The following is a 26,241-nucleotide window of genomic DNA, read 5'->3' as shown; positions in this document are numbered from 1 at the left end:
GTCAGAGCGCGCAGCTGTCGCTGTCCACCTGCTGGTTGGCGGTACGCCCCTTGACGATGTCCTCCTGGATCTCGTCCGCGGTGAGCGCGTAACCGGTCTCGGCGTCATCGAGGGACTTGGCGAAGACCACGCCGTACACCTTGCCCTGGGGCGTGAGCAGCGGACCGCCGGAGTTGCCCTGGCGGACGGTCGCGTACAGCGAGTAGACATCACGGCGCACCGTGCCCCGGTGGTAGATGTCGGGGCCGTTGGCCGGCAGGCGCCCGCGCACGCGCGCGGCACGCACGTCGTACGCCCCGTTCTCCGGGAAGCCGGCGATGATCGCGCTGTCGCCGCTCTCGGCGTCGGTGGCGGTGAACTGCAGTGCGGGCGCGTCCAGGTCGGGCACGTCGAGTACGGCGATGTCGCGCTCCCAGTCATAGAGGACGACCGTCGCGTCGTACCTCTTGCCCTCGCCGCCGATCTGGACGGTGGGTTCGTCGACGCCGCCGACGACATGCGCGTTGGTCATGACGCGGCGTTCGGCGAAGACGAAGCCGGTGCCCTCCAGGACCTTGCCGCAACTCGGCGCCGTACCCATCACCTTGACGATGGATCGCTGGGCTCGGGTGGCGACCGGGCTGTTGGCCAGGGCGGGGTCGGGCGGCTGGACCTCGTTGATCGGCTCGTTCGAGAACGGGCTGAAGACCTGCGGGAAGCCGTTCTGCGCCAGCACGGAGGAGAAGTCCGCGAACCAGGTGTCGGCCTGGTCGGGCAACGCCCGCGAGACGCCGAGCAACACCTTGGAGTTACGGACCTCCTTGCCGAGCGTCGGCAGCGTCGTCCCGGCGAGGGCGGAGCCGATCAGCCAGGCCACGAGGAGCATCGCGACGACGTTGACGAGGGCGCCGCCGGTGGCGTCCAGGGCGCGGGCCGGGGACCAGGTGATGTACCGGCGCAGCTTGTTGCCGAGGTGGGTGGTCAGGGCCTGGCCGACGGAGGCGCAGACGATGACGACAACGACCGCGACGACGGCGGCGGTCGTGCTCACCTCGGCGTTGTCGGTCAGCGCGTCCCAGATGACCGGGAGGAGGTACACGGCCACGAGACCGCCACCGAGGAAGCCGATCACCGACAGGATGCCGACGACGAAGCCCTGGCGGTAGCCCACGATCGCGAACCACACGGCGGCGACCAGCAACAGGATGTCCAGCACGTTCACCGCTTCAGGCCTCGCCTCTTCACTCTCCGGTCCCACCAGCTCGGCCGGGCGTCCGGGGGTTGACCCCCGGGAAAACACAGCACGGCAGACACCCTGTCATGACCGCCAGTCGAGCGGGACCTGCTTCTGGCGGTCCCAAGGCCGCTCCCAACCCGAGAAATGGAGGAGGCGGTCGATGATTCCCGCCGTAAAGCCCCACACCAGGGCCGATTCGACCAGAAATGCCGGGCCTCGGTGGCCGCTGGGGTGGACGGTCGTGGCGCGGTTGTCCGGATTCGTGAGATCCGCCACGGGGACGGTGAAGACGCGGGCCGTCTCGTTGGGATCGACGACGTCGACCGGGCTCGGCTCGCGCCACCAGCCCAGCACGGGCGTGACGACGAAGCCGCTGACCGGGATGTACAGCCGGGGCAGGACGCCGAAGAGCTGAACGCCGCTCGGGTCGAGCCCGGTCTCTTCCTCGGCTTCACGGAGTGCGGCCCGCAGCGGCCCGTCGGCCTGCGGGTCGCCGTCCTCGGGGTCGAGGGCACCGCCCGGGAACGAGGGCTGCCCGGCATGGGAACGCAGCGAGCTGGCCCGCTCCATCAGCAGCAGCTCGGGCCCGCACTCACCCTCACCGAAGAGAATCAGTACGGCGGACTGCCGCCCCGCGCCGTTCTCCGGCGGCAGGAACCGGCTCAGCTGCACCGGCTCGACCGTCTCGACCACCCGCACCACCGGGTCCAGCCAGTCCGGCAGCCCGTCCTTGCTCAGCATCACCGGCCCGTCCTGCGTGTCACTCGCCCGCGTCATCGCCACCCCCGTCGTCCTGCCGAGTCCAACGCCCGACGGCACCTAGATCGTTCCGACCGACCCGTACGACCGCACGCAGACCGACGCACGACCCAAGCCGGCATGGCCCCACAGCCACACGGCGACACCCCGCACAGCACCCTCCGCCTCGCCCAGTCACCCGGCCGCCCTCAACGGCGGCGCCGGCTTGCCTCCGGCGTCGAGATAGGACTGCGGAGGATTGAGGCGCTGCCCCGGAAAGCCGCCCTTCTCGTACTTCAGAAGGTTCTTCGCCTTCTCCGGGTCCGTCTCGCCCTCGCCGTAGGCCGGACAGAGCGGCGCTATGGGGCAGGCACCGCACGCGGGCTTGCGGGCGTGGCAGATGCGGCGGCCGTGCCAGATCACATGGTGCGAGAGGTCCGTCCACTCGCTCTTGGGGAACAGCGCGCCGATCTCCGCCTCGATCTTGTCGGGGTCCGTCTGCTCGGTCCACTGCCAGCGCCGCACGAGCCGCTGGAAGTGCGTGTCCACGGTGATGCCTGGACGCCCGAAGGCGTTGCCGAGCACCACGAAGGCCGTCTTGCGACCGACGCCGGGCAGCTTCACCAGGTCTTCGAGCCGCCCCGGGACCTCCCCGCCATGGTTCTCCACCAGCGCTTTCGACAGGCCCATGACGGACTTGGTCTTGGCCCGGAAAAACCCGCACGGACGGAGGATCTCCTCGACCTCCTCCGGATTGGCGACGGCCAGATCCTCGGGAGTGGGGTACTTGGCGAAGAGCGCGGGCGTCGTCTGGTTGACGCGCAGGTCGGTGGTCTGGGCGGACAGAACCGTGGCGACCAGGAGCTGGAACGAGTTGGCGAAGTCCAGTTCGGGGTGGGCGTACGGGTAGACCTCGGCGAGCTCACGGTTAATACGCCGCGCACGACGAACGAGAGCGGTACGGGACTCGGCCGCAGGGGGCTTCGCGGCGACCGTCCTGACGGAAGAGGCGCCCTTGACCGCGACACTGCCATCCTCGGGAGCGATGGCGGGTTTCTTGCCGATCCCCTTCTTGGCGATCCCCTTCTTGGCGATCCCCTTCTTGGCGGTCACCTTCTTCGCGGTCGCCGCGCGCTTCGCAGGGGCGGCCTTCTTGGCCGTCGCCTTCTTGGCAGCCGCCGACGTCGTAGTGGTCGCCGATTTCTTCACCGCAGCCGACTTCTTCACCGCCGCTTTCTCGCCACCTGCCACCACACCACCCGGAGCCTTACTAGCCCCTTTTGCCGTTTTCCTTCCGCCGCCGGGGTCCTGTTCGCCCACAGCGGAATCGCGACGTACAACCACCCGCCCAGCCCCCTTGGCCTGTGCTCTCACCGGCGATTTGGACACCCGGCCAGCCTAAAGCCCGGCACCGACATCCGCCCCGGCCCCTGAAGATCAGCCCCCAATTGGACCCCTGCCGCTTACCTCGGGACACCTGTGCGGCATCCTTGTGACAGATCACACTGTTTGGACCGTCCGGCAAAATGGGGAACACGGACCCCTGGTACGCAGGGGAAAGATCCCCTGAGCAGGTCGACAAGGAGAGAACTCGTGGACGACCCTCTGCGGCGCAATCCGCTCTTCGCGGCTCTCGACGACGAGCAGTCCGCGGAACTGCGCGCCTCGATGAGTGAGGTGACCCTCGCACGTGGCGACTCCCTGTTCCACGAGGGCGACCCGGGCGACCGGCTTTACGTCGTCACCGAGGGCAAGGTCAAGCTCCACCGCACGTCCCCCGACGGCCGCGAGAACATGCTCGCCGTGGTCGGCCCCGGCGAGCTCATCGGCGAACTGTCCCTCTTCGACCCGGGCCCGCGCACGGCGACGGCCACCGCGCTGACCGAGGTCAAGCTGCTGGGCCTGGGCCACGGCGACCTCCAGCCCTGGCTGAACGCGCGCCCCGAGGTCGCCACGGCACTGCTGCGCGCCGTCGCCCGCCGACTGCGCCGCACCAACGACGCCATGTCCGACCTCGTCTTCTCGGACGTCCCCGGCCGCGTGGCCCGCGCGCTCCTGGACCTCTCCCGCCGCTTCGGCGTGCAGTCCGAAGAGGGCATCCACGTCGTGCACGACCTGACGCAGGAGGAGCTGGCACAGCTGGTCGGCGCGTCGCGCGAGACGGTCAACAAGGCGCTGGCCGACTTCGCGCAGCGCGGATGGCTTCGCCTGGAGGCCCGCGCGGTCATCCTGCTGGACGTGGAGCGCCTCGCCAAGCGCTCGCGCTAGCCCAGCCACAAGCGACGGGGCCCCACCTCACCACGAGGAGGGGCCCCGTCGTATGTGCCCAGAGGCCGCGGCCTCCACGGCCCGACAGCCGCGTACGGCGGCAAGGGGACGCGTCGGGGGGGTGTCCGCCCGCAGAGTCCGGTGTCAAGAAACGGCACCTCCCGGCAGTACGCCAGCCACCGGACCGAGGACGGACACCCCCCGACGCGTCCCCGACCCCCCACCCACCCACACCCGCTACACGCACCCCCACCGGACACCAACAGGCCGCCGCAGACCCCTCAGGAGCGCGGGGCTGTGTCGAATGTGCGGCTACCGCCGCGTGGGCGCGACCAGAGCCCCCACCCACCGCAACAGGCCGCCGCAGGCACCCCCCACCCAACCGCCGGAGGCAATTGGCCCCCCTCGAACATCCGCGCACCAGGAGATAGCCTCCGCCCATGGCAAACGGGCAGTGGTACCCAGCGGAGTGGCCGGACCGCATCCGCGCGCTCGCGGACGGGACGCTCACCCCTGTCGTCCCGAAACGCGCGGCCACCGTCATGCTGCTCAGAGACGCCGGACCCGACACCGGCCCCGCCGTGCACATGCTGCGCCGCCGTGCCTCCATGGCCTTCGCGGGCGGGGCGTACGCCTACCCCGGCGGCGGCGTCGATCCGCGCGACGAGCAGCCGATCCGCTGGGCGGGCCCCACGCGCGCGTGGTGGGCGCAGCGGCTGGGCGTCGACGAGGCGGCGGCCCAGGCGATCGTCTGCGCGGCCGTGCGCGAGACGTACGAGGAGGCGGGCGTCCTGCTCGCCGGCCCCACCCACGCCTCCGTCGTAGGCGACACCACCGGCGAGGACTGGGAGGCGGACCGCGCCGCCCTGGTCGCCCGGGACGTGTCGTTCGCCGAGTTCCTGGACCGCCGGGGCCTGGCCCTCCGCTCCGACCTCCTCGGCGCCTGGACCCGCTGGATCACCCCGGAGTTCGAACCCCGCCGCTACGACACGTGGTTCTTCGTCGCCGCCCTCCCTGAGGGCCAGCGCACCCGCAACGCCTCCACCGAGGCCGACCGTACGGTGTGGATCCGCCCCGCGGACGCCGCCGCCTCGTACGACAAGGGCGAGCTCCTGATGATGCCGCCCACCATCGCGACACTGCGCCAGCTGACCCCGTACGACAGCGCCGCCCGCGCCCTGGCGGCAGCCCCCGACCGCGACCTCACGCCCGTCCTGGCGCAGGCCCGCCTCGAAGACGGCGAGATCGTGCTCTCCTGGCCAGGACACGACGAGTTCACCAAGCACATCCCGACCGGCGGAGCCCCCGCATGACCGCGCCCGCAGCGCCCGCAGCACAGGCAGCACCCGCACTGCCCGCGCTGCCCGCAGCACCCGCACCGCCCCCAGCTCTGGAAGGCCCCCTCGTATGACGGACGCAGCAGCCCTCCCCGGACAGCCGCGAGGCGGGTTGGTCCACTCCGGCCCCGCCACCCCCCGCGCCGTCAACGTCCTCGCGCCCAACCCTTCCGCGATGACCCTGGACGGCACCAACTCCTGGCTCCTCTCGGAACCGGACTCCGACCTGGCCGTCGTGGTCGACCCCGGCCCGCTGGACGAGGGACACCTGCGCAACATCGTCGCGATGGCCGAGAAGTCCGGAAAGCGAGTCGCCCTGACCCTGCTCACCCACGGCCACCCGGACCACGCCGGGGGCGCCGCACGCTTCGCCGAACTGACCGGCACGCGCGTGCGTGCCCTCGACCCGGCGCTGCGGCTCGGCGACGAAGGGCTCGCCGCCGGGGACGTGGTGCGCGTCGGCGGGCTGGAACTGCGCGTCGTACCGACGCCCGGCCACACCGCCGACTCCCTCTGCTTCCACCTCCCGGCCGACCAGGCCGTCCTGACCGGCGACACGATCCTGGGCCGCGGTACGACGGTCGTGGCGCACCCCGACGGCCGCCTGGGCGACTACCTGGACTCGCTGCGGCGGCTCAGGTCCCTCACGGTCGACGACGGCGTCCACACCGTCCTCCCGGGCCACGGCCCCGTCCTGGAGGACGCCCAGGGCGCCGTCGAGTTCTACCTCGCCCACCGCGCCCACCGCCTCGCCCAGGTCGAGACGGCCGTCGAGGACGGCTACGGCACACCGGCCGAGGTGGTCGCCCATGTGTACGCGGACGTGGACCGCTCCCTGTGGCCGGCGGCCGAACTGTCGGTACGGGCGCAGCTGGACTACCTGGAGGAGCACGGGCTCATCTAGCCGATGTTCAGCCTGCCCGGTCCTCGCCGGACAGGCTGCTGCGACACGACAGCCGGCCTCTGACGCGACCGGCACCCAACGGCGCGACCACCGAAGGCCTACGCCCCCGTCAGCTCCACCTGAACCTCGACCTCCACCGGCGCGTCCAGCGGAAGCACGGCCACGCCCACCGCGCTGCGCGCGTGGACGCCCTTGTCGCCGAGGACCTCCGCGAGGAGCTCGCTCGCGCCGTTGATGACTCCGGGCTGGCCCGTGAAGTCGGACGCCGAGGCCACGAAGCCCACGACCTTCACCACGCGCGCGATGCGGTCCAGGTCGCCCGCCACCGACTTCACGGCTGCGAGGGCGTTCAGCGCGCAGATACGGGCGAGTTCCTTGGCCTCCTCGGGGGTGACCTCCGCGCCCACCTTGCCGATGACCGGAAGCTTGCCCTCCACCATGGGGAGCTGGCCGGCGGTGTAGACGTACACGCCCGACTGCACGGCCGGCTGGTACGCGGCCAGCGGAGGCACGACCTCCGGAAGCGTCAGGCCCAGCTCGGCGAGCTTCGCCTCGACGGCGCTCACGCCTGCTTCTCCCGCTTCAGGTAGGCCACGAGCTGCTCGGGGTTGTTCGGCCCGGGCACGACCTGGACGAGCTCCCAGCCGTCCTCGCCCCAGGTGTCCAGAATCTGCTTCGTGGCGTGGACGAGCAGCGGCACGGTTGCGTATTCCCACTTGGTCATGTGGCCGACTTTATCCGTTGCCCGGAGGGGGCCATGCGGCCGACCACGCCCAAGTTATCCACAGGCCGCCGCGTGACTCGCGCGGCGACTGGTTAGGCTCGAAGACGTGAGCAGGCTCCAGGTCGTCAGCGGCAAGGGCGGGACCGGAAAGACCACGGTCGCCGCCGCGCTCGCGCTCGCCCTCGCCACGGAGGGGAAGCGGACGCTTCTCGTCGAGGTCGAGGGCAGGCAGGGCATCGCGCAGCTCTTCGAGACAGAGGCGCTGCCTTATGAGGAGCGGAAGATCGCCGTCGCTCCTGGGGGCGGGGAGGTGTATGCCCTCGCCATCGACCCCGAACTGGCCCTTCTGGACTATCTCCAGATGTTCTACAAGATGGGCGGCGCGGGCCGGGCCCTGAAAAAGCTCGGCGCCATCGACTTCGCCACCACCATCGCACCGGGGCTGAGAGACGTACTTCTCACCGGCAAGGCCTGCGAGGCCGTGCGGCGGAAGGACAAGGCCGGGCGGTTCGTCTACGACTGTGTCGTCATGGACGCGCCGCCCACCGGGCGCATCACCCGCTTCCTCAACGTCAACGACGAGGTCGCCGGGCTCGCCAGGATCGGCCCGATACACAATCAGGCGCAGGCCGTGATGCGGGTGCTGAAGTCGTCCGAGACGGCCGTGCACCTGGTGACGCTGCTGGAGGAGATGCCCGTCCAGGAGACCGCGGACGGGATCGCCGAGCTGCGGTCGGCGCGGCTGCCGGTGGGTCGGGTCATCGTGAACATGGTGCGGCCCGAGGTGTTGGACGCGGCGGATCTGGAACTCGTCCGCAGTGTGCCGCGCGCGGCCGTGGCCAAGTCGCTGTCCTCGGCCGGGCTCGGCGGGGCGCGGCGCGGCGGGAACGCCGAGCGGCTGGTGGACCCGCTGCTGACGCAGGCCGACGAGTACGCCGAGCGATACGCGCTGGAGCACGAGCAGCGCGGGGTCCTGGACGAGTTGGGGCTAACGGTGCACGAACTGCCGCTGTTCGCCGAGGGCATGGATTTGGCGGGCCTGTACGAACTCGCGGGCCGGCTGCGGGAACAGGGCCTGTCATGAGTCCGTTGACAGGTCGGGAGCCGTACGCGGTACGTCGGAAGCAGGGGATGTCATGAGTCGTCCGGAAGCGGCCCACGCGCACGACGCCGCCCGCTACACCCCCCCTCACCTCTCCCCCGTGCGCGTGCTCGACCTCGACCCGGTGCTCGACGACCCGAAGACCCGCATCGTGGTGTGCTGCGGCTCGGGCGGTGTCGGCAAGACCACGACCGCGGCGGCGCTGGGGCTGCGGGCCGCCGAGCGGGGGCGCAAGGTGGTCGTGCTGACCATCGACCCGGCCCGCCGCCTCGCCCAGTCGATGGGCATCGACTCGCTGGACAACACCCCGCGCCGGGTGAAGGGCGTCGACGGCGACGGCGAGCTGCACGCGATGATGCTCGACATGAAGCGCACCTTCGACGAGATCGTCGAGGCGCACGCGGACCCCGAGCGGGCGTCCGCGATTCTGGGCAACCCCTTCTACCAGTCGCTCTCGGCGGGCTTCGCGGGCACGCAGGAGTACATGGCGATGGAGAAACTGGGCCAGCTGCGGGCCAGGGACGAGTGGGACCTCATCGTCGTCGACACACCGCCGTCCCGCTCGGCGCTGGACTTCCTGGACGCGCCCAAGCGGCTCGGCTCGTTCCTGGACGGCAAGCTGATCCGCGTCCTGCTGGCCCCGGCGAAGGTCGGCGGGCGCGCGGGGATGAAGTTCCTGAACGTCGGCATGTCGATGATGACGGGCGCACTGGGCAAGCTGCTCGGCGGTCAGCTGCTGAAGGACGTGCAGACCTTCGTGGCCGCGATGGACTCGATGTTCGGCGGGTTCCGCACGCGCGCGGACGCGACGTACAAGCTGCTTCAGGCGCCCGGGACGGCGTTCCTGGTGGTGGCGGCGCCGGAGCGGGACGCGCTGCGGGAGGCCGCGTACTTTGTGGAGCGACTGGCCGCCGAGGACATGCCGCTGGCCGGTCTGGTGCTCAACCGGGTCCACGGCAGCGGCGCCGACCGGCTGTCCGCCGAGCGCGCGCTCGCCGCCGCGGAAAATCTTGAAGAGCCCCGCATTGTGGATCAGGAGGGCGGGAAAGCTGGACTTCGTAACTCCCCCGACACGTACGACAGTTCAGAATCGGCCGCTTCCGAAGCACCGGCTCCTGACGCAGGCTCCCCCGCCGCCACGGACATGGAGCGCACCGCGGCCACGGACGAGTCGTCGTCCGTCGACCCGCAGTCCGTCACCCCGCATGTGGAGCGGTCCGTCGACCAACTCACCGCAGGCCTGTTGAGGCTGCACGCCGACCGTATGCGGCTGCTCTCCCGCGAGCAGCGCACGCGTGACCGCTTCACCGCGCTGCACCCCGAGGTGGCGGTCGCCGAAGTGGCCGCGCTGCCCGGCGATGTGCATGACCTCGCGGGGCTGCGGGACATCGGAAACCGGCTCGCGGCCCATCGGCCGGAGCTGCCTGACCCCGCGGTCGATGCGTGAGGGCCTGAGCGTGCGGACCTGGGGGAGTCCCATGGGACCGCCCGAGGGAGGCCCGTGGATCTGCCCGTCCGGATCGGCTCAGGAGAAGACCTCTCGGCCCCCTCAGCTCACCGCCGCGAAGTCCTCGTACACCTGGTCGTCGTCGAGCGGCAGGATGCCGGCCCCCCGCTCGTACTCCGTACGCGCCGTCTCCAGCAGCCGGCGCCAGGAAGTCACGGTGGGCCGCCTGCGCAGCAGTGCGCGGCGCTCCCGCTCCGTCATTCCTCCCCACACGCCGAACTCGACGCGGTTGTCCAGCGCGTCCGCCAGGCACTCCGTGCGCACCGGGCATCCGGTGCACACCGCCTTGGCCCTGTTCTGCGCTGCTCCCTGAACGAACAGTTCATCCGGATCGGTAGTGCGGCAGGCCGCCTGCGCACTCCAGTCGACTACCCAGCCCATACCGGCGCCGTCCTCTCCCGAATCGAGGCTCCCCCACGGCGGCAGCGGCATATTCACCGCCGCCAGTTGAGGACGTTACGGAAGGTGGGCACAGCGCAACACCCCCTTCGGGCCCAATCTTGAATGGCCCGAACGGACTATGCGTAAGCGGCAGATCACCCGGGGGAGTGAGCTGGCGACATACGTGACCTTCCCAGCAAACCGGGACAGTTCTGTTGAGTCACAACGGACGCCGGATGACACACAAGGCGGATTCGGACACGCGCCCACCAGAAAAGTGGGGAACCTCCGCAACGATTCGGGGTCGCCGGACGTATTGATACGTGGCCGCACTGCTGTGACAGTTGAGAGCAGCTTAGGCCAAGGCCTGCACGCCTGTCCGGGAAATGCGAAGGTGGACGGCTGACTTTGCCGTGCCGTGGCCTACGTCGGCTCGACCTGCCCTTCGCGTGCCCCACACGGTCGGCCCTCGGTTCGCTCATCTCTACGGTTTAGGCTGCCCCCATGCCAAAGAAGCGCTCGGGCGGTGGTCTGTCGCCAACGCAGCAGGCCGCCAAGTTCCTCGGTGTCAGTGTGCTCGCGGGAGCCGTGCTGGCCGGTATCGCACTGCCCGCCGTCGGCGCGCTGGGGCTCGCCGCCAAGGGTTCGGTCGAGAGTTTCGACGAACTCCCGGCCAACCTCAAGACGCCACCGCTGAGCCAGCGCACCACGATCCTCGACGCCAAGGGCGGCACGATCGCCACGGTCTACTCCCGTGACCGTACGGTGGTCGACCTCAAGGACGTCTCGCCGTACATGCAGAAGGCGATCGTCGCGATCGAGGACGCGCGCTTCTACCAGCACGGCGCGGTCGACCTGAAGGGTGTCCTGCGCGCCCTCAACCGCAACGCCCAGAGCGGCGGAGTCAGCGAGGGCGCGTCCACGCTGACCCAGCAGTACGTGAAGAACGTCTTCGTCGAGGAAGCCGGCAACGACGCCACGAAGGTCGCGCAGGCCACCCAGCAGACCCTCGGCCGCAAGATCAAGGAGCTGAAGTACGCGATCCAGGTCGAGGAGGAGCTCGGCAAGAAGAAGATCCTCGAGAACTACCTGAACATCACGTTCTTCGGCCAGCAGGCGTACGGCGTCGAGGCCGCCGCCCAGCGCTACTTCTCCAAGTCCGCCAAGGACCTCAAGCTGCAGGACGCCGCGCTGCTCGCCGGCATCGTCCAGTCGCCCAGCCGCTACGACCCGGTCAACGACGAGGCCGAGGCCACCAAGCGGCGCAACATCGTCCTGCAGCGTATGGCCGACCTCGGCGACGTCTCCCAGGCGGAGGCCGACAAGGCCAAGGAGGCGCCGCTGGGCCTGAAGGTGAGCAAGCCCAAGAACGGCTGCATCACCGCGGTCAAGGGCGCCAGTTTCTTCTGCAAGTACGTCGAGAAGGTCTTCCTCAGCGACCCGGTCTTCGGCAAGAACCGCGAGGCCCGCGCCAAGATCTGGAACCAGGGCGGCCTGACCATCACGACGACCCTCGACCCGCAGGCCCAGGAGTCGGTCCAGGCCTCGCTCAAGGACCACGTCTACCAGGACGACAAGGTCGCCGCCGCGACCACCCTCGTCGAGCCCGGCACCGGCAAGATCCTCGGCATGGGCCAGTCGAAGCCGTACGGCTACGGCAAGAACGAGACCGAGCTCAACTACTCGGTCGACTCGGCGTACGGCGGCTCCAACTTCGGCTTCCCGACCGGTTCGACGTTCAAGCCGTTCGTCGCGGCGGCCGCGCTGGAGGAGGGCCGGCCGCCGACGCAGGAGTACTCGTCGCCGTACGAGATGGCGTACCCGAGCCCGGTGCAGACGTGTGACAGCACGCCGTGGACCAACCGGAACAACGAGAAGCTGGAGAACGAGAGCGAGTCGGAGCACGGCCCCTACCGTCTGAAGAAGGCGATGGAGCTGTCGGTCAACACCTACTTCGTGCAGATGATCGCCGACATCGGCCTGTGCCCCGTGGTCAACATCACCGACAAGCTCCAGGTCCGCCAGGGCAACGGCGACAAGCTCCCCGAGCGCCCGGCCATCGCCCTCGGCTCCGTCGGCCTCTCCCCGCTGACGATGGCGAGCGCCTACGCCGCCTTCGCCTCCCGCGGCATGTACTGCACGCCGGTCGCCATCGAGTCGATCTCGCAGAAGGTCGGCGGCCGGCAGAAGTCCCTGGAGGTGCCGAAGTCGACCTGCTCGCGCGCGATGTCCGAGCAGACCGCGGACACCATCAACAACCTGCTGCAGGGCGTGGTCGACTCCGGTACGGGCAAGGAGGCCGGTCTCACCGACCGCGACAGCGCCGGTAAGACGGGTACGACGGACGAGCGCCGCAACGCCTGGTTCGTCGGCTACACGCCGAACCTCTCGGGCGCCGTCTGGGTCGGCAGCGCCACCCAGAAGGTCAAGATGCGCAACATCTACATCGGCGGCGTGTACAACGACCTGGTCTACGGCGGCCGCGTCCCCGGCCCGATCTGGCGCGACGCCATGATCGGCGCCCTCGATGGCAAGCCCGTCGAGAACTTCACCCGCGTCCACATCCCGGACGACGAGGACCGGGGCCGGGGTGACGACGACGGCGACGACAACGGCGGCGACGACGGGAACAACGGCGACGACGGGGGCCTCATCGGCGGCCTGATCGGCGGCGGGGACACCGGTGGGAACAACGGCGGCACGGACGGCGGTACGGTCCCGGCGCCGACGTTCTCGATCCCCGAGGGCTGGTGGCAGGGCCAGTCGAACGGGAACGGCAACGGCGGGCGCGGCTGAGGCGACGGCCCGTCGGCCCGAGGGCCCATGACAGGGCGACGGCCCCTGTCCCTCCGTACCTTTCGTACGAGGGGCAGGGGCCGTTGCCTATGGGGCTGCGTCGCCCACGGGTCCGCCTTGCCCGGGACCGCTACGTGAGCGTCAGCCCGCCAGCAGCTTCTTGACCGCCGCGGCGACCCGGCCGCCCTCGGCCAGACCCGCGACCTTCGGGTTCACGATCTTCATGACGGCACCCATGGCCCGCGGGCCCTCGGCGCCGGCCGCCTTGGCCTCCTCGACGGCCTGGGCGACGATCTGGTTCAGCTCGTCGTCGCTCAGCTGCTTCGGCAGGTACGTGGCGAGGATCTCGCCCTCCGCCTTCTCCCGCTCGGCCTGCTCGGCGCGACCACCCTGCGCGAAGGCATCGGCCGCCTCACGGCGCTTCTTCGCCTCGCGGGTGATCACCTTCTGCACCTCGTCGTCGGAGAGCTCGCGCTTCTCCTTGCCCGCGACCTCCTCCTTGGTGATCGCGGCGAGCGTCAGCCGGAGCGTCGAGGAGCGCAGCTCGTCGCGCTCCTTGATCGCGCCGTTGAGGTCTTCCTGCAGCTTCGACTTGAGCGTGGTCATGAGGTTGATTGTCGCAGGTGCGGGGTGCGGAACGCCCGTTGATTTCAAGGGGCGTGCGTGGAGGGGCAGGGAACTGCCGACACGGGGCACTCCCCCGGTCTGACACGATGGTCGTATGCGCGCGCGATATGGAGTACCCCTGGGAATCACGGCGGTTGGCGCCGCCGGTCTGCTGTACTCGGCGGGATTCGAGGCCCGTTCCTTCCGCCTGCGACGGGTGACGATCCCCGTCCTTCCCGCAGGCATGCACCCGCTGCGCGTGCTCCAGGTCTCCGACATCCACATGGTCGGCGGTCAGCGCAAGAAGCAGCGCTGGCTGCGCTCGCTGGCCGGCCTGCGCCCCGACTTCGTGATCAACACCGGCGACAACCTCTCCGACCCGGAGGGCGTCCCGGAGGTACTGGACGCGCTGGGCCCGTTGATGGAGTTCCCGGGCGCGTACGTCTTCGGCTCGAACGACTACTACGGCCCGAAGCTGCGCAACCCGGCCCGCTACCTGCTGGAGAAGACGCAGGGCCGCCACGGCCTGAACGGCAACCCGCCCGCCGTCGGCGCGATCCACAACCCCTGGGAGGACCTGCGCGACGGCTTCGACGCCGCGGGCTGGCTCAACCTGACGAACACACGCGGGACGCTGAAGGTCGAGGGCGTGTCGGTGGAGCTCACCGGCCTGGACGACCCGCACATCAAGAGGGACCGCTACGAGCAGGTGGCGGGCGGCCCGTCCGGCGCGGCCGACTTCGCGATGGGCGTGGTCCACGCGCCGTACCTGCGCGTCCTGGACGCGTACACGGCCGACGACTACCCCTTGGTCCTGGCCGGCCACACCCACGGCGGCCAGCTCTGCATCCCCTTCTACGGCGCCCTGGTCACCAACTGCGACCTGGACACGGACCGCGTGAAGGGCCTGTCGACGCACACGGCGGAGGGCCGTACGTCGTACTTGCACGTCTCGGCGGGCTGCGGCACGAACCGCTACACGCCGTTCCGGTTCGCGTGTCCGCCGGAGGCGACGTTGCTGACGCTGGTGGGGCGGGAGTAGTCGGCAGACATCGGTGGGGCAGGAGTAGTCGCAGACGCCGGTGGGGCGGGGCGGCGGGGGGAGACGGCGGGGCCGATCCGGGGCATGCGGGCGGATTGCCGGCGCCTCACCCACACAGCCCACCCATATCGCCCGTTTTGCCCACCCTGCTTAGCGTGAGGGCATGACCGCCCCGATACCCAGGGACATCCCGGACCTCCCCGCGATACCGGGCATCCCCGCGCTGCTGCCCTCCCACGTCCCCGCCACGGCGGTGGTGGCCCCGGCACGCCGCCCCCTGGCCGCCACGTGCCGCATGCTGATCGCCCTGGCCGCGGCCGCGGCGGTGACCATCGAACTGATCCTCGGCAGCCCCCCGCGCACCCTGAGCCACTTCGCGATCCAGAGCAACATCCTGCTGGCCGTGGTCTTCACCCTCTCGGCCCGCCGCGCCTGGACCGCCCGCCACCCCCTCCCCTCGTCACTGACGGGCGCCACCCTGCTCTACGTGATCGTCACGGGCCTCACCTACCACGTACTCCTGGCCAACGAGACGAGCCCGTACATGCTGCCCGGCGTCCTCACGGGCGAGGCCACCGGCCCCACAGGCTGGCACGCGATCACCACCCAGGTCCTGCACACGGCGACGCCCATCGCGGCCCTGCTGGACTGGCTGCTCCTGACGGCCCCGGGCCAACTGCGCCTCCGCCCGACAGCGACCTGGATGCTCTACCCCCTCACCTACCTGGCCTTCACCCTCATCCGAGGCGAACTGCTCCTCCCCGGCACGCCGGCCCGCTACCTCTACCCCTTCCTCGACGTGGCCCAGCACGGCTACCGGAGCATCCTGGCCAACGCCCTCCTCATCGGCCTCGCCACCTACGCCCTGGCCATCCTCCTCGTGGCCCTCGACCACGCCCGCCCCAACGCGACCCGCCGCCGCGTCCACCACCGCGCGAAAACCGGATTTCGTCTCAAGCCACCGGTGGGCTAAAGTAAACGTCGTCGCCGCGAGAAGCAGTGACATCGGGGTGTAGCGCAGCTTGGCAGCGCGCTTCGTTCGGGACGAAGAGGTCGTGGGTTCAAATCCCGCCACCCCGACAGCTGGAACACCAGGTCAGGCCCGGTGCTGAGAAATCAGTACCGGGCCTGACGTGTTCCTCGGAGGCGCTCTGGAGAAATCCTGGAGAAGATCTTGGAATTCGTCCCCAGACCAGCGCCCTAGCGACGAGCCTTGAGGAACGCATCCAGAGCGGGCACGGGCGGGCCAGAACTCATTGCCCGACGCGCTGCCAACGCCTCCTCCCACATCCCAGTGAGCGCCTGCCGCATCCCTGCCGTGATGTGGTCACAGCCCGACTGAACGGAACCGTCCTCATGACCCGGGCGGTATGACAAAGTCGGCCTTCCAGACCACAACCGGGTCCGGAAGGCCGACCTCACGCGAGGCCCCGAATCACCAACAACGTAGGACTGTGGGGGCAGATCCCGCGCGAGTTGTGAGCCAGGGTTACCAGCCTGTCATCACGGCGCCGAGCGGCAGCGGCGCGGCCAACAGCACGAGCGCCTTCACGCCCTGCGGTTCGCGGTCACTTCTCGCGGTCAGGCGGCAGACCACAAAGGCTGCGACTATGCCCAGCGGGAACAGGATCGGGACGGATTCCGGCAGCCCACTGCGGGTCCCGCCCACATACGCCGCCGCCCACGAACCCGCGAGCCCGACCAGCACGGTGAAGAACACCTTTCCCGCGCTGAACCACTCACGCTCCATGAGCTCGGCCAGCTCACCGAAACGAGCCCCGTCACGGCGACGGCGCGTGGCAGCGACAGCGAAGGCGACCAGCAAGGCGGTTCCGGCGCCGAAGAATGCCCAGCGCAGGACAGTTGCCAGGATGTCCATGGTTGATGCACCAGCCTTTCGTCTGCGGTTTCGCTACCAGCAGTTCTTGATGACGCCGTCGATGCCGAGGATCTCCGCAGCGATGCCACCGAGACCGGAACCGGCCTCTTCGAAGACCTCCATGATCCCCTTCTTGAAGGTCTTGCCCGCCTTCTTCTTGGATCGGATCTTGTCGACGACCTTCTTGATGCCGCCGAGCTTGTCGATCGCCTTCTTCATCTTGTAGATCTTGGCGATGGCGAAGATGCTGGAACCGATGGCGAGCAGGATGCCGCGTGCGCAGCCGCCCGCGTTGAACGACCGCTTGCTGTTGGACTCGGCTATGCGCTCGTTGAGCCACTGCTTGGTGGCCTCGTCGCCCTGGGCCAACACCTCGTCGGGTATCTCGGTGACGAGGTTCAGTGCTTCCTCGATGCCGGTCAGGACCTGGTCCTCTGTGCCGATGCCGTCCATCGAGTCGGCATCAGAGGTGAGGGGCGGAGGACGCGGCGGCCCGGGAGCGCGGCTGTGCCTCGGCTGCGTGAGCAGTGGCGGTGGTGGTGAAGACGGCGGCGGCGAGTCCGGCCATCACCATGGCTCGGCGACGGAGCGGAGCGCCGGTCCGGGAGCTGATGAAAGCAGACATGCTGAGGTTCCCCCTCTAAGTGAAACTGTTGGCACACTCCGGGCGCGTACAACCGATCGCCCTGGTCAGGGGCGAGTTGGCACCGGGAGCGTTGTGATCATCACGGAGTCGGACGGCACAGCTCAAGACAACTGAGGATCATCTGAGGTACCCGGCACGGACGCTCACGCCTCAACGCCCTCCCGCCCTGATCGCCCGCACCCTCAGCGTGTGGCCCTTCCATGTCCACGACCTGATCCGCGCCGCCATTCGCAACGCGGACGACAGCAGTGACGACCGGTGGTCGGAGCAGGACTGGAAGCGCACGGCCCAGCGTGCCTTGCGTGCCCTGGAATCACAGTGGCGCCAGGACCTCCGACGCGACCGCACGGTCCTGGTCGGCTGTCTGCAGCAAGGGCTACTCATCGCACGGGACTTCCGTCTCGATCTCGGCTGGCTCGCTGATGCCGCATTCCAGTACGTGGGAGATTCCATCTGGGAACCGCTGGCACTTCCTGCCGCCGACGACACGTCGTCGGGCGGCCTGCAGACTGCCGCGGATGCCCTGGTGGAGACGCTCAGCGCCATCGCCCGCCGCCAGCACGAGCACCGTGAGCGTACGGCCAGGCGGCTCTCGGCCGTCCTGGCGTCGGGGCTGCTCCCCGACGAGCTGGTCGAACTGGGCACGTATTACCTGGCGAAGGCCCAGCGAGACCTCGGGCTGACCGAGGATTCACGCCGTGGCATGCAGCGCGTTGCTTCCGCCGGCGGTCGGCTCGCCTCCGCCGCTCGGCGCGGCTTGGCACACCTGAGCCGATTGTCTGGAGACTTCCCGACGGCGGTCGAAGCCGCAGGAAGGCTGGGCTGGGAGGGGCGGCAGCATCGGGTACTGGGAGACGTGTGGTCGGTGCAAGGTGACATGGAGCGGTCGGTAGCCGCGTACCTGGCAGCGCGGAGCGAAGCCGAGGAGCACGGCGTGGTCGGCGAGACCGCCATGGTGCAGGCGCATCTCGCCTTTGCTGTCTCCTTCGCCGACCCACTTCGGGCCGCTGACGAACTCGACCTGGCGGAGCGGCTGCTGTCCCACCTCAGCCTGCGCTCCAGCGAGATGACCACTCGCACTGCCGCGCTCGTGCGCGATGCCGGGTTCGCCGCCGACCTGCCCGACCGGGCAGCCGTACTGCTCGCCGAAATCGGCGTCTCCGGCATTTCCTACGCCGCGCCCAAGCTGCACCTGGCACTGTGCTTCCACCACGCCGTCCTCGACGCTCAGGACGCGCTCGCCACCGCGATCAGCAAGCACGTCATAGCGCTCGCCGGCCGCCCGCTCATCGGACCTCAACCGGGTGCCCGTCCCGTCGCGGCGGTCCACCGCTCCTGGCACGCCTGCCAGGTCTTCCACGGCAGCCCACGCCCCGCCACGACCGTCTGATCGCCGAGCGTCGATCACGTGACCCACTGGTAAGGAGTGCGATACCAAGAGTATGGTCTCTTGTATGGCGACGAAGAAGGTAACGGTGACGATTCCCGAGGATCTCCTGGACGAGATCCGCGCGGACGCGGCCGAGCGGGGCCTGTCGGCGTACGTCGCCGAAGCGCTGCGCTTCAAACGCGACCGGGACCGGCTCGCGGAACTGGTCGACTGGCTGCAGGAAGAACACGGCCCCGTCACCGAGGACGAGCATGCGGCAGCGCTCGACGAGCTGGAGGAACTCGACGCCGAACACGAGCGGCGTCGAACCACCGGAGAGCACAACGCCGGAGAGGCTGCGTGAAGAAGCGAGCCGGTGAGCACGGACAGCGGCCACTCCGTGTCTTCGTATTGGACTGTGAAGCCCTGTCCCTTGCGGTACGCGGCGACCGGAAGATGATCGCCTGGCTCGACCTGGCGGCACGCGGGGAAGCCGAAGTGGTGACGTCCCCGATGACACTGGTCGAGGCGTACGACGGCAGAACGACCGAGCAGCGCTGGGACTGGGTACTGTCCCGGCTCCAGGTCGTCGACATCGGGAAGGACGAGGCCCGCCAGGCACGCCGACTCCTGGCCGACGCCAAGTTGCACGGCCACAAGTACGCGATCGACGCCGTGCTCGCCGTCATCGCGCGACAGCAGAAGGGACAGGTCACCGTCTTCACCTCGGACGTCGACGACCTGGAGAAACTGGTTTCGGACACGATCGTCGTCAAGAAGGTGTGACCCGACCCGCCCCCCTCCAGCGCCCGCATCCACGCTGGTGAGCACCCGCGAGCCATCGCGTACTTTGCCCGGACCACATCGGCAGTCTCCGACGCCAGGCAGCGGACGGCGAATAGAGTGGCCGTCTCGACTTCCTGGCACTGATGGGCCGGTGGATTCTCTTCGGGTCACAGGGCTGACTCTCCAGCACCATCCAGGCCGCAGCACCCTTGGGAGCCATCTGGGAGCCGCCCTGCTCCCGAAGCCCCTTCCACGCCACCCGAGACCAACCGGGACCACCCCCCTGACCTGCGCAAACACAATCCAGGCAGGAAAGATCATTAACCGAGTGAGCCCGTGATCCGCCAGGGCTGTGACCAGACAGGTTCGCCGGGGTGGTGTCTGTGGGCCCCGCACTCGGTTGGATGTCCGGCACGAATGCTTCCGCGACAACAACGAGCGTTTTGCTGGTGATAGTTGGTGCCGCCGTAGGTCTCATCCCCACGTACCTGATGGAGAGGAGAAAGGAGCGGCACGCCCTGGCAGTGCGTTGGGACGCCCCGCTCTACGACCTGTGCAAGGAATGTGCCGCCTCGGCGCGACAGTTCGTTCATCTGGTCCGCCGCCTTGACCGGGTCCCGGACCGGGAAGAGCAGCGCAACAAGATCGACAGTGAACACGTCCGGCTCCGGTCCGTGGTGCAGCAGCTGCGCATCCTGGGAACGGCGGAGCTCCAGCAGGCGGCCAGGGAGGTCGAGCACCATGCCTGGTGGGTGCGCACCGTGCACGAGGGTCGTCCGGACGAACTCAGCGACCATTACGGTGGCCGTTCGGCGGAGGAGAGGCTGAGAGACGCGATGCACAGATTGTTCGTGGCCGCGCGTCGCCAGCTCGGTGTCCGGGACCCCGACACCGTGGTCTCGGACGATCCGATCGACCCCAGACGCCCGGCTTCCTGACCTCGTCGTGGGCGGGAATGGGGGACCACTCGCATCCGTCTGATCCCCCCAACCGAGTAGCCCCGGGCTCAGGCGCCAAGCCCCTCGTGTTCGTCGTCCTGGGCGGCGAAGATCACGTCCGCGATCGCCAATCGGTGCCGTCGCTCATCATGACCAGCCGGGAGCTTGCCGCCGAGATGCGGCGCCGCTACGCCGTAGAACCTGCGGCGCAGGACTACCTCCGCCGGCTCCACTCAGCCGGCTCCACTCGTTGGCGCAGGAGAAGCCCGGATTCATGCCCCGGTGGGTTCAGGCCGGACAAGTATCAGGCCGGGGCTTTGACCCCGGCCTGTTCCTTTGCCCGGAACAGCAGTCAGCCACCCCATTGTCCTCCGCTGGTCGGAGCCGGGATCACCGGTCGCGGAGCACCTCCGGGCGGCCTAGGCTGAGATCAAGGGGCCCTCGAGTGAAGGGAACCTTGAGATGCATTTCGTCCTGATCGCGACCCACACTCCGGAAGTCTGTCCGACCTCCAACGCGACAACGCGCGACCTGATGCTGCAGACCGCCCCTGACATCCCGAACCTGGCTCAGAAGGCAGGCGTCGAGATCGTGGCCGGCCCCTTCGTCAACCGTGAACACACGATTGTCATGGTCGTACAGTCCGACAAGGTCGAGAACGTCGACCGCTTGCTGATGGAGTCTCGCCTCCCCCACTGGAACCGCGTCCGCGTGCTGCCGTCGCTGACCATGGAGGAAGGACTCACCGACATCGAAGCGCAGACGCCGATCTTCTGACCCACCCCGCTCAGGCACGCGACCGGTCCTTCGATGCGGGCGCCGAGATGCGCCGTCACCCTGCCGCCATCAGTGCGGACGAACGCTGTCGGCCTCGCCTTTCGCCCTCTTCAGGCCGCGTGCCTCCGTCTTGTGTACCGCTCTGACCGCTCGGAGGTCGTGGGTTTCAAATTCCGCCACCCCGACAGTGACGTACCAGATCAGGGGCCTGATCCAGTGAATGGATCAGGCCCCTGAGTGGTTTCTGGGGGATCGTGTCGATGGGCATGGGTCAGGACGCCTCCAGCCGCGCCGACGAAGCCCGCTCTCACGCCACCCTGACATTCGTCAGGGACCGTCGGTGCCGTTCCCTGCCTAGTGTTCGAGGCGTCTTCCAGGCCCCGCCCGCATCGCGGGGTGTCCTTCGCTGTCAGGGAGAGACGGCTTTATGCGTCTGCTTCGTTCCTCGCTCGCCACGGCTGCCGTTCTGGGTGCGGTTGCCGGTGGAGTCGTGTTCGTTCAGCCCGCGCAGCCGGCGGTGGCCGCGGCTGCTGACTGTGAGGGGGGTGTGCGGGGGTTCCGGGATCATCCGGACAACGCCGAGGGTGATACCGACAAACCGCGGAGCTTCAACCTCGGCGATGTCCGTTTCACGCTGGAGAAGGGCGTGTACGTCGGCCAGCAGATCGCCTTCGGGAAGATCAGCGGGCAGACCCGGCCCGGTGACAACGTCTGGATGGACTGGCGGGCGAACGGCTGGGACCACGACAACGCCGTGTCGCCCTGGCTGCAGTGCGGGCCCTTCACCGTCCGGTCCGCCGGGCAGAGCCTGACCACGCCGTTCCGGCGCACCAGCACCGACCCGCAGTACAACTTCCGGGTCTGCGGCTCGCGGGCGGTGGACGGAGTGGTCCGTTGCTCCGACTGGTGGTAGAGCCCGCCCCCGCTCCCCCGAACCCGTACGTCCGGCAATCCTCACCGCTCTACGCGAAAGGCATGACCATGCGCAGGCTCCTCCGCGGCGCCGCCGCGCTCGCCCTCACCACCGCCGCCGTGCTGACCGGCGCCAGCCAGGCCCAGGCCGAAGGCGGCACGTGGGACGGCTGCCCGTACGGCGCCGTCTGCATCTACCCCCAGAACGTGACGCCCTCTCAGAGCCCGTACCCGAGCCACATCTTCTACTCCTACGGGTTCCACCCCATCTACAACCAGTACGGCAACCACTGGATCCTCAACAACCAGTACGACGGCGCCCTCGTCGAGCTGTGCAAGTCCATCAACACGGACTGCCACGAGTCCATCCCCCCGCAGGAGGGCTGGTACGTCGACCTCACGCCGATCAACTCGCTCCACCTCAGGGAGCACTACCAGTGAGACGCCGGCTTCTCGCGACCGCCGCCGCGCTGCTGCTCGTCGGCGGCGTGGCGGGGTCCGCCGCCGCCGACGCCCCGGCGCTGCGGCCGCCGCAGGCCGCGCCCGCGGCCGTCCAGGTGCCGACCGGCGTCACCGCCGGGGCCGCCGTGTTCGACCGGCAGAGCGGCACCTTCACCGAGCAACTCGACACGAGCACCCGCTTCCGGTCCGCCTCCGTCGTCAAACTGCTGCTGGCGCTGGACTTCCTGTGGAACCGGGGCCCCGACTACACGGTGCCCGCCGCCGACCGGGCCCTGCTGGAGCCGATGCTGCGCAGCAGCTACGACGACGCGGCCGACCACTACTGGGTGAAGAACGGCGAGGCGGCGATCATCACCCGCATGGCCGGGCGTCTCGGTCTGAAGGACACGGCACCGCCGCCCACCGGCTACGAGGGCTACTGGGGTTACACCTCGCTCTCGGCCCGGGACACCGTGACGATCTACCGCTACCTCCTGGACTCGGCGCCCGGCCCCGTGCGCGACTTCGTGATGGGCAACCTGCGCCAGTCCACGCGATGCGCCTCGGACCACTTCGACCAGCACTTCGGCATCGCCGGGGCGTTCGAGAAGCCGTGGGCGGTCAAGCAGGGCTGGGCGGGGTCGTCGTACGAGGAGGGCACCTGCGGCACGGCGTCGCGGACATCGCGGACGGTGCGGACGTCGGGCGCGGGGGGCTCGGCGACCGCATCGCGTACAGCGCCCCAGGCCCAGGCTTCGGTCGCCGCCGCGGACGTCGACCTGACCCGGCCCGCCCTGCACAGCACGGGCACGGTGGGCGCCGGGGACCGGTTCATCGTGGCCGTGTTCACGCTGCACCCGGTGGGGACGTCGTACGGGAAGGCGTACACGGACATCGGGCGGCTGACCCGTTCGCTGAACGTGCCGGGGGCGGCGCGGCCGGCGGGGTGGTGGTACGGCACGTGGAGCGACCATGTGAACGTCCGCCGGGATCCGTCCACCTCCAACGGTCCGATGACCCAACTGCCCGCCGGCGTCGAGGTTCTGGTGGGCTGCCAGAAGCGGGGTGAGGAGGTGTCGGTGCCGCCGTACACCAACGACTGGTGGGCCTATCTGCCCCAGTACGGCGGCTGGATCTCCAACATCTACATCAGCTCGCCCGACAACCGGCTGCCGGACGTCAAGGACTGCTGAACCCGGGGGGCTGCCACGGGGGACCGCTGCCTCACCGCTCGTACGCGGCGAGGTGGCGGAGCACCTCGTCGACGTGCGGCCGTACGCGTTCGGGGACGCCTCGCTCCTCGATGACGGTGCGGTCGCTCGTGCGCCAGCCGGCCGCGATCAGCGCGGGGAGGTCGGCGGCGGGCAGCTTGGCCTGCTTGAAACGCTGGTCGAGCCAGCACACGTACAGGCTCATCGTGTGGATCGCGTCCGGTGGCGACCGGTAGTCCTTGTCGCCGTCGCCGTCGCCGTCCACCGCCCAGGCCCGGAAGACCGACGGCGTCCACATGGCGATGCCGTACTCCTCGGCCGCCGGGCGGGACGCGCTCGCGTCGAAGCCGCTCTCCGCCTTGATCAGGGCGGCGAGCAGCGCGGGCGTGACCTCGGCGTCGGTGCAGCGCCGGGCGGCGGCCACGATGACCGGGCGCAGCGCCTTCGGCACGTCGGAGTTCTCCGGGATCTCCCCGGCGGCGGCCGGACTGTGGGCGCCGGTGACGACCGCGGGCGTGCCACGCTCCTGGTCGTCGTTACGGCTGTCGCCGCCTCCGAGCAGCGCGGTCCCGGCGACGGCGGCGGCCGTGACCCCGGCGAGCGCCACCGCGGCGAGCGGCCACAGCCGGCGTCGGCGGCGCGTGCCGGAGAGTTCCTCGACCCGGTTCGCGAGGCTCGCGGCGGTGTGGCGCAGGCGGGCCGCGTGGTCCGGGGCCAGACAGTCCGCGACGAGACGGCGCCAGTCGTCGTCGAGTCCGGCGTCGAGACGCAGGGGGGCGGTGCCGCGGGCGTAGGCCTGGGCGGCGAGCGAGCGGGCGCGGGCGGTGGCGCCGGGGAAGGGGTGGAGGCCGCCGGTGAGCACCTGGTGGGCGAGGATGCCGAAGGCCCAGATGTCGGCGGTCGGCCGCACCACCGCGCCGTCCGCTCCGGTGCGCTGGGACCACCACTCGGGCGGCAGATGGTCGAGCGTGCCGAGCGGCGGCAAGTGGGCGTGGGTGCCGTCGAGTTCGGTGGCGAGGCCGAAGTCGGCGAGCCAGACCTCGCCTTCGGCGCCCAGCAGTACGTTGGCGGGTTTGAGGTCGCCGTGCACCCAGCCGGCGTCGTGCATATGGGCGAGTCCGGCGGCGACGCCGCGCAGGACACCCACGGCGTCCGGGACGGGGCGGCCGGTCCCGGCGGAGTCCAGCACCTGGCGCAGACTGGCCTCGGCGCGGTCCATGACGAGCGCGATCGCGCCGTCCAGGGCCGGCAGTCGCGGAGCGTCCACGGTGCACACGGCACGGGTCCGTACGAGGTGGGGGTGGTCGGCCTCGGCGCTGAACCGCACCTCGCGCGCGACCAGTTCGCCGAGCGCGGCACGCTGACCGGGGCCCAGGCCGCCGGTCGGCAGCACCTTCACCGCCGCCGTCGTACCGTCGGCGACGGCGCGGGCCTCGTACACCGTGCCCCAGCCGCCCGAGCCGATGACCGCGCCCAACTCCCAGCCGTCGATACGGAAGCCGGCGGGCAGGCGCGGCGCTTCGAGGGCGCCCACCTCCGTGCCCATCTCCGTGCCCATCTCCGTGCCCATCTCCGCGTCCATCTCCGCACTCTCCTCCGCACCCACCTCCGCGTTCTCCTCGGCGCCCATCTCCCCGCCCTCCCCAGCGCCGGGCGCGCTCACGCGCAGGTCTCCTGCGTTGCGGGCCGCCGGCGGGACGGCAGCAGGGCGAGATGTTCCTCCCGCACCAGGCCGAAGCGCAGGGCGAGGGAGGCCAGCCGGGCGCGTTTGGCGCCGGTGCGGCCGTTGCCGTCCGGGCCGGACTCGTCGCCGATGTCCAGGCGCAGTTTCGCCGACGCCAGGTAGTCGATGTGGTAGTTCACGGCGGAGCGGGTCAGACCGCGGCAGCTCTCCAGCGGGCGCAGCCGCTCCGCGATGTCCCCGGCGCCCGGCAGCGCGCTGTCCGACAGCTCGCGCAGCCGCGGCTCGCACAACGCGACCAGAACCAGGAAGTACTTGGCGGTCACGTCGAGCGCGTAGGGGTGCACGGTCTGCTCACCTGCACCGGGCACGGACCGCTCGTCCAGATAGGCGTGCTGCGGGGCGAACACCTTGAACTCGGCGGTGCCGCTCAGCGCGGGCAGCACGACCCGGGAGAACTCGAAGGGCACCGGTGCTCCGAGCCGCCGGGGCGCGACGGTGATGTACTCGCCGGCCCCCTCCAGGTTCTCGACGACATACGCGGTGTCGCGGCTGAAGTTCGACAGCCGCCAGTAGTCCTCGGCCGCCTCCAGCCGCCCCGCCCGCCGGGAGATCCCGGGGTCGGACAGCACGATGGCGACGCCCCTGCCGCCGGGCATCCCGCGCCCGAACTCGGCCACGTCACCCGGTCCCATGTGCAGCAGCTCGGGCCTGCCCGCCCCGACGGCGCCCGGCCCCGAAGTACCGGACGGGCCCGAAGGACCGGACGGACCCGAAGGACCGGACGGACCCGAAGGACCGGACGGACCCGACGACTGAACGATGATCGTTTCCATGCCGGCTGTTCCCCCGATGTGGTCGCCAGGATGACGAGCGGTTCCGGTGGCCGCCGGCCCGGCGTGCGTGGCTGGGTGTCGCGGCTCCCGGCGCCGGCGGATGGTCGGTCCGCTCGGCCGGTGCGACACCGAGAGCATCACCGG

At 69.9% G+C, this 26,241-nt stretch carries 28 protein-coding genes, 1 tRNA gene and 1 pseudogene; 17 read left to right on the top strand and 13 right to left on the bottom strand.

The window, feature by feature from the left end; all coding sequences use genetic code 11:
• Position 1: 1 nt before the first annotated feature.
• From ABIE67_RS26005 to nth, 3 genes are all read right to left on the bottom strand, one after another.
• The gene (locus ABIE67_RS26005) at positions 2-1,201 is read right to left on the bottom strand and encodes a MarP family serine protease (protein ID WP_370261908.1); all 1,200 of its coding nucleotides are present in this window, start codon (positions 1,199-1,201) and stop codon (positions 2-4) included.
• A gap of 96 nt (positions 1,202-1,297) precedes the next feature.
• A complete protein-coding gene (locus ABIE67_RS26000; protein ID WP_370261903.1) occupies positions 1,298-1,993 on the bottom strand; it encodes a CoA pyrophosphatase in 696 nt (231 codons plus the stop codon).
• A 156-nt stretch (positions 1,994-2,149) separates the two neighbouring features.
• A complete protein-coding gene (nth, locus tag ABIE67_RS25995) occupies positions 2,150-3,181 on the bottom strand; it encodes an endonuclease III (protein ID WP_370261898.1) in 1,032 nt (343 codons plus the stop codon).
• A 366-nt stretch (positions 3,182-3,547) separates the two neighbouring features.
• Here nth and ABIE67_RS25990 point away from each other — a divergent pair, with 366 nt between their 5' ends.
• From ABIE67_RS25990 to ABIE67_RS25980, 3 genes are all read left to right on the top strand, one after another.
• Complete coding sequence (locus ABIE67_RS25990) at positions 3,548-4,222, top strand: Crp/Fnr family transcriptional regulator (protein ID WP_030046018.1); 675 nt, start codon at positions 3,548-3,550, stop codon at positions 4,220-4,222.
• 440 nt (positions 4,223-4,662) lie between these two features.
• Positions 4,663-5,535 (top strand): NUDIX hydrolase, encoded by an 873-nt coding sequence (locus ABIE67_RS25985; protein WP_370261892.1) that lies wholly within the window; start codon positions 4,663-4,665, stop codon positions 5,533-5,535.
• A 94-nt stretch (positions 5,536-5,629) separates the two neighbouring features.
• Positions 5,630-6,463 carry an MBL fold metallo-hydrolase gene (locus ABIE67_RS25980; RefSeq protein WP_370261888.1) on the top strand — a complete coding sequence of 278 codons (834 nt, stop codon included), beginning with the start codon at positions 5,630-5,632 and terminating at the stop codon, positions 6,461-6,463.
• A gap of 98 nt (positions 6,464-6,561) precedes the next feature.
• Here the strand turns inward: ABIE67_RS25980 and ABIE67_RS25975 are convergent, their stop codons facing one another.
• Both ABIE67_RS25975 and ABIE67_RS25970 read right to left on the bottom strand, forming a co-directional pair.
• Positions 6,562-7,029: a RidA family protein gene (locus tag ABIE67_RS25975; protein WP_370261886.1), complete on the bottom strand. Its 468-nt coding sequence runs from the start codon at positions 7,027-7,029 to the stop codon at positions 6,562-6,564.
• A complete protein-coding gene (locus ABIE67_RS25970) occupies positions 7,026-7,187 on the bottom strand; it encodes a DUF4177 domain-containing protein (RefSeq protein WP_003975360.1) in 162 nt (53 codons plus the stop codon). The genes ABIE67_RS25975 and ABIE67_RS25970 overlap by 4 nt, the downstream gene beginning before the upstream one ends.
• Positions 7,188-7,293: 106 nt before the next feature.
• Between ABIE67_RS25970 and ABIE67_RS25965 the strand changes: the two genes are divergently transcribed.
• Both ABIE67_RS25965 and ABIE67_RS25960 read left to right on the top strand, forming a co-directional pair.
• On the top strand, positions 7,294-8,271 hold the full coding sequence (locus tag ABIE67_RS25965; RefSeq protein WP_370261884.1) for an ArsA-related P-loop ATPase: 978 nt from the start codon (positions 7,294-7,296) through the stop codon (positions 8,269-8,271).
• A 52-nt stretch (positions 8,272-8,323) separates the two neighbouring features.
• Positions 8,324-9,736 (top strand): ArsA family ATPase, encoded by a 1,413-nt coding sequence (locus ABIE67_RS25960; protein WP_370261882.1) that lies wholly within the window; start codon positions 8,324-8,326, stop codon positions 9,734-9,736.
• Positions 9,737-9,838: 102 nt separating this feature from the next.
• Here the strand turns inward: ABIE67_RS25960 and wblA are convergent, their stop codons facing one another.
• Positions 9,839-10,177 (bottom strand): transcriptional regulator WblA, encoded by a 339-nt coding sequence (gene wblA, locus ABIE67_RS25955; RefSeq protein ID WP_328880237.1) that lies wholly within the window; start codon positions 10,175-10,177, stop codon positions 9,839-9,841.
• Between the two features lie 504 nt (positions 10,178-10,681).
• Here wblA and ABIE67_RS25950 point away from each other — a divergent pair.
• Complete coding sequence (locus tag ABIE67_RS25950; RefSeq protein WP_370261876.1) at positions 10,682-12,973, top strand: transglycosylase domain-containing protein; 2,292 nt, start codon at positions 10,682-10,684, stop codon at positions 12,971-12,973.
• 141 nt (positions 12,974-13,114) lie between these two features.
• Here ABIE67_RS25950 and ABIE67_RS25945 read toward each other — a convergent pair whose 3' ends face one another.
• Positions 13,115-13,579: a GatB/YqeY domain-containing protein gene (locus ABIE67_RS25945; protein WP_370261874.1), complete on the bottom strand. Its 465-nt coding sequence runs from the start codon at positions 13,577-13,579 to the stop codon at positions 13,115-13,117.
• A 115-nt stretch (positions 13,580-13,694) separates the two neighbouring features.
• Between ABIE67_RS25945 and ABIE67_RS25940 the strand changes: the two genes are divergently transcribed.
• From ABIE67_RS25940 to ABIE67_RS25930, 3 genes are all read left to right on the top strand, one after another.
• Positions 13,695-14,621, top strand: a complete 927-nt coding sequence (locus tag ABIE67_RS25940) for a metallophosphoesterase (protein ID WP_370261872.1) — start codon at positions 13,695-13,697, stop codon at positions 14,619-14,621.
• Positions 14,622-14,784: 163 nt separating this feature from the next.
• Positions 14,785-15,594, top strand: coding sequence for a Pr6Pr family membrane protein (locus tag ABIE67_RS25935; RefSeq protein WP_370261870.1), 810 nt, complete (start codon positions 14,785-14,787; stop codon positions 15,592-15,594).
• 33 nt (positions 15,595-15,627) lie between these two features.
• Positions 15,628-15,701, top strand: a tRNA-Pro gene (locus tag ABIE67_RS25930).
• A 409-nt stretch (positions 15,702-16,110) separates the two neighbouring features.
• Here ABIE67_RS25930 and ABIE67_RS25925 read toward each other — a convergent pair.
• Genes ABIE67_RS25925 through ABIE67_RS25915 form a run of 3 tightly spaced genes read right to left on the bottom strand, consistent with a single transcriptional unit; the run spans position 16,111 to position 17,125 of the window.
• Positions 16,111-16,500 (bottom strand): hypothetical protein, encoded by a 390-nt coding sequence (locus tag ABIE67_RS25925; RefSeq protein WP_370261867.1) that lies wholly within the window; start codon positions 16,498-16,500, stop codon positions 16,111-16,113.
• Positions 16,501-16,533: 33 nt separating this feature from the next.
• Positions 16,534-16,953, bottom strand: coding sequence for a hypothetical protein (locus ABIE67_RS25920; RefSeq protein WP_370261863.1), 420 nt, complete (start codon positions 16,951-16,953; stop codon positions 16,534-16,536).
• 10 nt (positions 16,954-16,963) lie between these two features.
• Complete coding sequence (locus tag ABIE67_RS25915; RefSeq protein WP_370261858.1) at positions 16,964-17,125, bottom strand: hypothetical protein; 162 nt, start codon at positions 17,123-17,125, stop codon at positions 16,964-16,966.
• A 1,273-nt stretch (positions 17,126-18,398) separates the two neighbouring features.
• Here ABIE67_RS25915 and ABIE67_RS25910 point away from each other — a divergent pair.
• The 4 genes and pseudogenes from ABIE67_RS25910 to ABIE67_RS25895 all read left to right on the top strand — a co-directional run.
• Positions 18,399-18,536: pseudogene (locus tag ABIE67_RS25910) on the top strand (restriction endonuclease); the annotation flags it as partial.
• A 64-nt stretch (positions 18,537-18,600) separates the two neighbouring features.
• On the top strand, positions 18,601-18,879 hold the full coding sequence (locus tag ABIE67_RS25905; protein WP_122214465.1) for a CopG family transcriptional regulator: 279 nt from the start codon (positions 18,601-18,603) through the stop codon (positions 18,877-18,879).
• Positions 18,876-19,301, top strand: a complete 426-nt coding sequence (locus ABIE67_RS25900; RefSeq protein ID WP_189363848.1) for a PIN domain-containing protein — start codon at positions 18,876-18,878, stop codon at positions 19,299-19,301. The genes ABIE67_RS25905 and ABIE67_RS25900 overlap by 4 nt, the downstream gene beginning before the upstream one ends.
• A gap of 491 nt (positions 19,302-19,792) precedes the next feature.
• A complete protein-coding gene (locus ABIE67_RS25895; protein ID WP_370261849.1) occupies positions 19,793-20,239 on the top strand; it encodes a hypothetical protein in 447 nt (148 codons plus the stop codon).
• A 68-nt stretch (positions 20,240-20,307) separates the two neighbouring features.
• Here the strand turns inward: ABIE67_RS25895 and ABIE67_RS25890 are convergent, their stop codons facing one another.
• Positions 20,308-20,472 (bottom strand): hypothetical protein, encoded by a 165-nt coding sequence (locus tag ABIE67_RS25890; RefSeq protein ID WP_370261844.1) that lies wholly within the window; start codon positions 20,470-20,472, stop codon positions 20,308-20,310.
• 229 nt (positions 20,473-20,701) lie between these two features.
• Between ABIE67_RS25890 and ABIE67_RS25885 the strand changes: the two genes are divergently transcribed.
• From ABIE67_RS25885 to ABIE67_RS25870, 4 genes are all read left to right on the top strand, one after another.
• Positions 20,702-21,016: a hypothetical protein gene (locus ABIE67_RS25885; RefSeq protein ID WP_356092190.1), complete on the top strand. Its 315-nt coding sequence runs from the start codon at positions 20,702-20,704 to the stop codon at positions 21,014-21,016.
• A gap of 427 nt (positions 21,017-21,443) precedes the next feature.
• Entirely contained in the window at positions 21,444-21,929 is a 486-nt protein-coding gene (locus tag ABIE67_RS25880) for a hypothetical protein (protein WP_370261836.1), read from the top strand.
• Between the two features lie 62 nt (positions 21,930-21,991).
• Positions 21,992-22,369 carry a hypothetical protein gene (locus ABIE67_RS25875; protein WP_370261834.1) on the top strand — a complete coding sequence of 126 codons (378 nt, stop codon included), beginning with the start codon at positions 21,992-21,994 and terminating at the stop codon, positions 22,367-22,369.
• On the top strand, positions 22,366-23,562 hold the full coding sequence (locus ABIE67_RS25870) for a hypothetical protein (RefSeq protein ID WP_370261832.1): 1,197 nt from the start codon (positions 22,366-22,368) through the stop codon (positions 23,560-23,562). Before ABIE67_RS25875 ends, ABIE67_RS25870 begins: the two co-directional genes overlap by 4 nt.
• A 31-nt stretch (positions 23,563-23,593) precedes the next feature.
• Here the strand turns inward: ABIE67_RS25870 and ABIE67_RS25865 are convergent, their stop codons facing one another.
• A complete protein-coding gene (locus ABIE67_RS25865) occupies positions 23,594-25,243 on the bottom strand; it encodes a protein kinase (RefSeq protein ID WP_370261827.1) in 1,650 nt (549 codons plus the stop codon).
• Entirely contained in the window at positions 25,240-26,097 is an 858-nt protein-coding gene (locus ABIE67_RS25860; protein WP_370261825.1) for a serine/threonine protein kinase, read from the bottom strand. The genes ABIE67_RS25865 and ABIE67_RS25860 overlap by 4 nt, the downstream gene beginning before the upstream one ends.
• Between the last annotated feature and the right edge of the window lie 144 nt (positions 26,098-26,241).

Source organism: Streptomyces sp. V4I8 (genome assembly GCF_041261225.1).
Classification (GTDB): Bacteria; Actinomycetota; Actinomycetes; order Streptomycetales; family Streptomycetaceae; genus Streptomyces.
The sequence above is the reverse complement of the archived record's forward strand: the minus strand, read 5'-3'. Positions and strand labels throughout refer to the sequence as shown.

Bases quoted from the DNA above. Each gene is read 5' to 3' on its own strand.
- ABIE67_RS25915 (WP_370261858.1), bottom strand. From the start codon at position 17,125: ATGTCTGCTTTCATCAGCTCCCGGACCGGCGCTCCGCTCCGTCGCCGA.
- ABIE67_RS25960 (WP_370261882.1), top strand. From the start codon at position 8,324: ATGAGTCGTCCGGAAGCGGCCCACGCGCACGACGCCGCCCGCTACACC.
- ABIE67_RS25935 (WP_370261870.1), top strand. From the start codon at position 14,785: ATGACCGCCCCGATACCCAGGGACATCCCGGACCTCCCCGCGATACCG.
- ABIE67_RS25940 (WP_370261872.1), top strand. From the start codon at position 13,695: ATGCGCGCGCGATATGGAGTACCCCTGGGAATCACGGCGGTTGGCGCC.
- ABIE67_RS25925 (WP_370261867.1), bottom strand. From the start codon at position 16,500: ATGGACATCCTGGCAACTGTCCTGCGCTGGGCATTCTTCGGCGCCGGA.
- ABIE67_RS25985 (WP_370261892.1), top strand. From the start codon at position 4,663: ATGGCAAACGGGCAGTGGTACCCAGCGGAGTGGCCGGACCGCATCCGC.
- ABIE67_RS25860 (WP_370261825.1), bottom strand. From the start codon at position 26,097: ATGGAAACGATCATCGTTCAGTCGTCGGGTCCGTCCGGTCCTTCGGGT.
- ABIE67_RS25905 (WP_122214465.1), top strand. From the start codon at position 18,601: ATGGCGACGAAGAAGGTAACGGTGACGATTCCCGAGGATCTCCTGGAC.
- ABIE67_RS25885 (WP_356092190.1), top strand. From the start codon at position 20,702: ATGCATTTCGTCCTGATCGCGACCCACACTCCGGAAGTCTGTCCGACC.
- ABIE67_RS25970 (WP_003975360.1), bottom strand. From the start codon at position 7,187: ATGACCAAGTGGGAATACGCAACCGTGCCGCTGCTCGTCCACGCCACG.
- ABIE67_RS25980 (WP_370261888.1), top strand. From the start codon at position 5,630: ATGACGGACGCAGCAGCCCTCCCCGGACAGCCGCGAGGCGGGTTGGTC.
- ABIE67_RS25920 (WP_370261863.1), bottom strand. From the start codon at position 16,953: ATGGACGGCATCGGCACAGAGGACCAGGTCCTGACCGGCATCGAGGAA.
- ABIE67_RS26000 (WP_370261903.1), bottom strand. From the start codon at position 1,993: ATGACGCGGGCGAGTGACACGCAGGACGGGCCGGTGATGCTGAGCAAG.
- ABIE67_RS25880 (WP_370261836.1), top strand. From the start codon at position 21,444: ATGCGTCTGCTTCGTTCCTCGCTCGCCACGGCTGCCGTTCTGGGTGCG.
- ABIE67_RS25945 (WP_370261874.1), bottom strand. From the start codon at position 13,579: ATGACCACGCTCAAGTCGAAGCTGCAGGAAGACCTCAACGGCGCGATC.
- ABIE67_RS25950 (WP_370261876.1), top strand. From the start codon at position 10,682: ATGCCAAAGAAGCGCTCGGGCGGTGGTCTGTCGCCAACGCAGCAGGCC.
- ABIE67_RS25895 (WP_370261849.1), top strand. From the start codon at position 19,793: ATGGAGAGGAGAAAGGAGCGGCACGCCCTGGCAGTGCGTTGGGACGCC.
- ABIE67_RS25875 (WP_370261834.1), top strand. From the start codon at position 21,992: ATGACCATGCGCAGGCTCCTCCGCGGCGCCGCCGCGCTCGCCCTCACC.
- wblA (WP_328880237.1), bottom strand. From the start codon at position 10,177: ATGGGCTGGGTAGTCGACTGGAGTGCGCAGGCGGCCTGCCGCACTACC.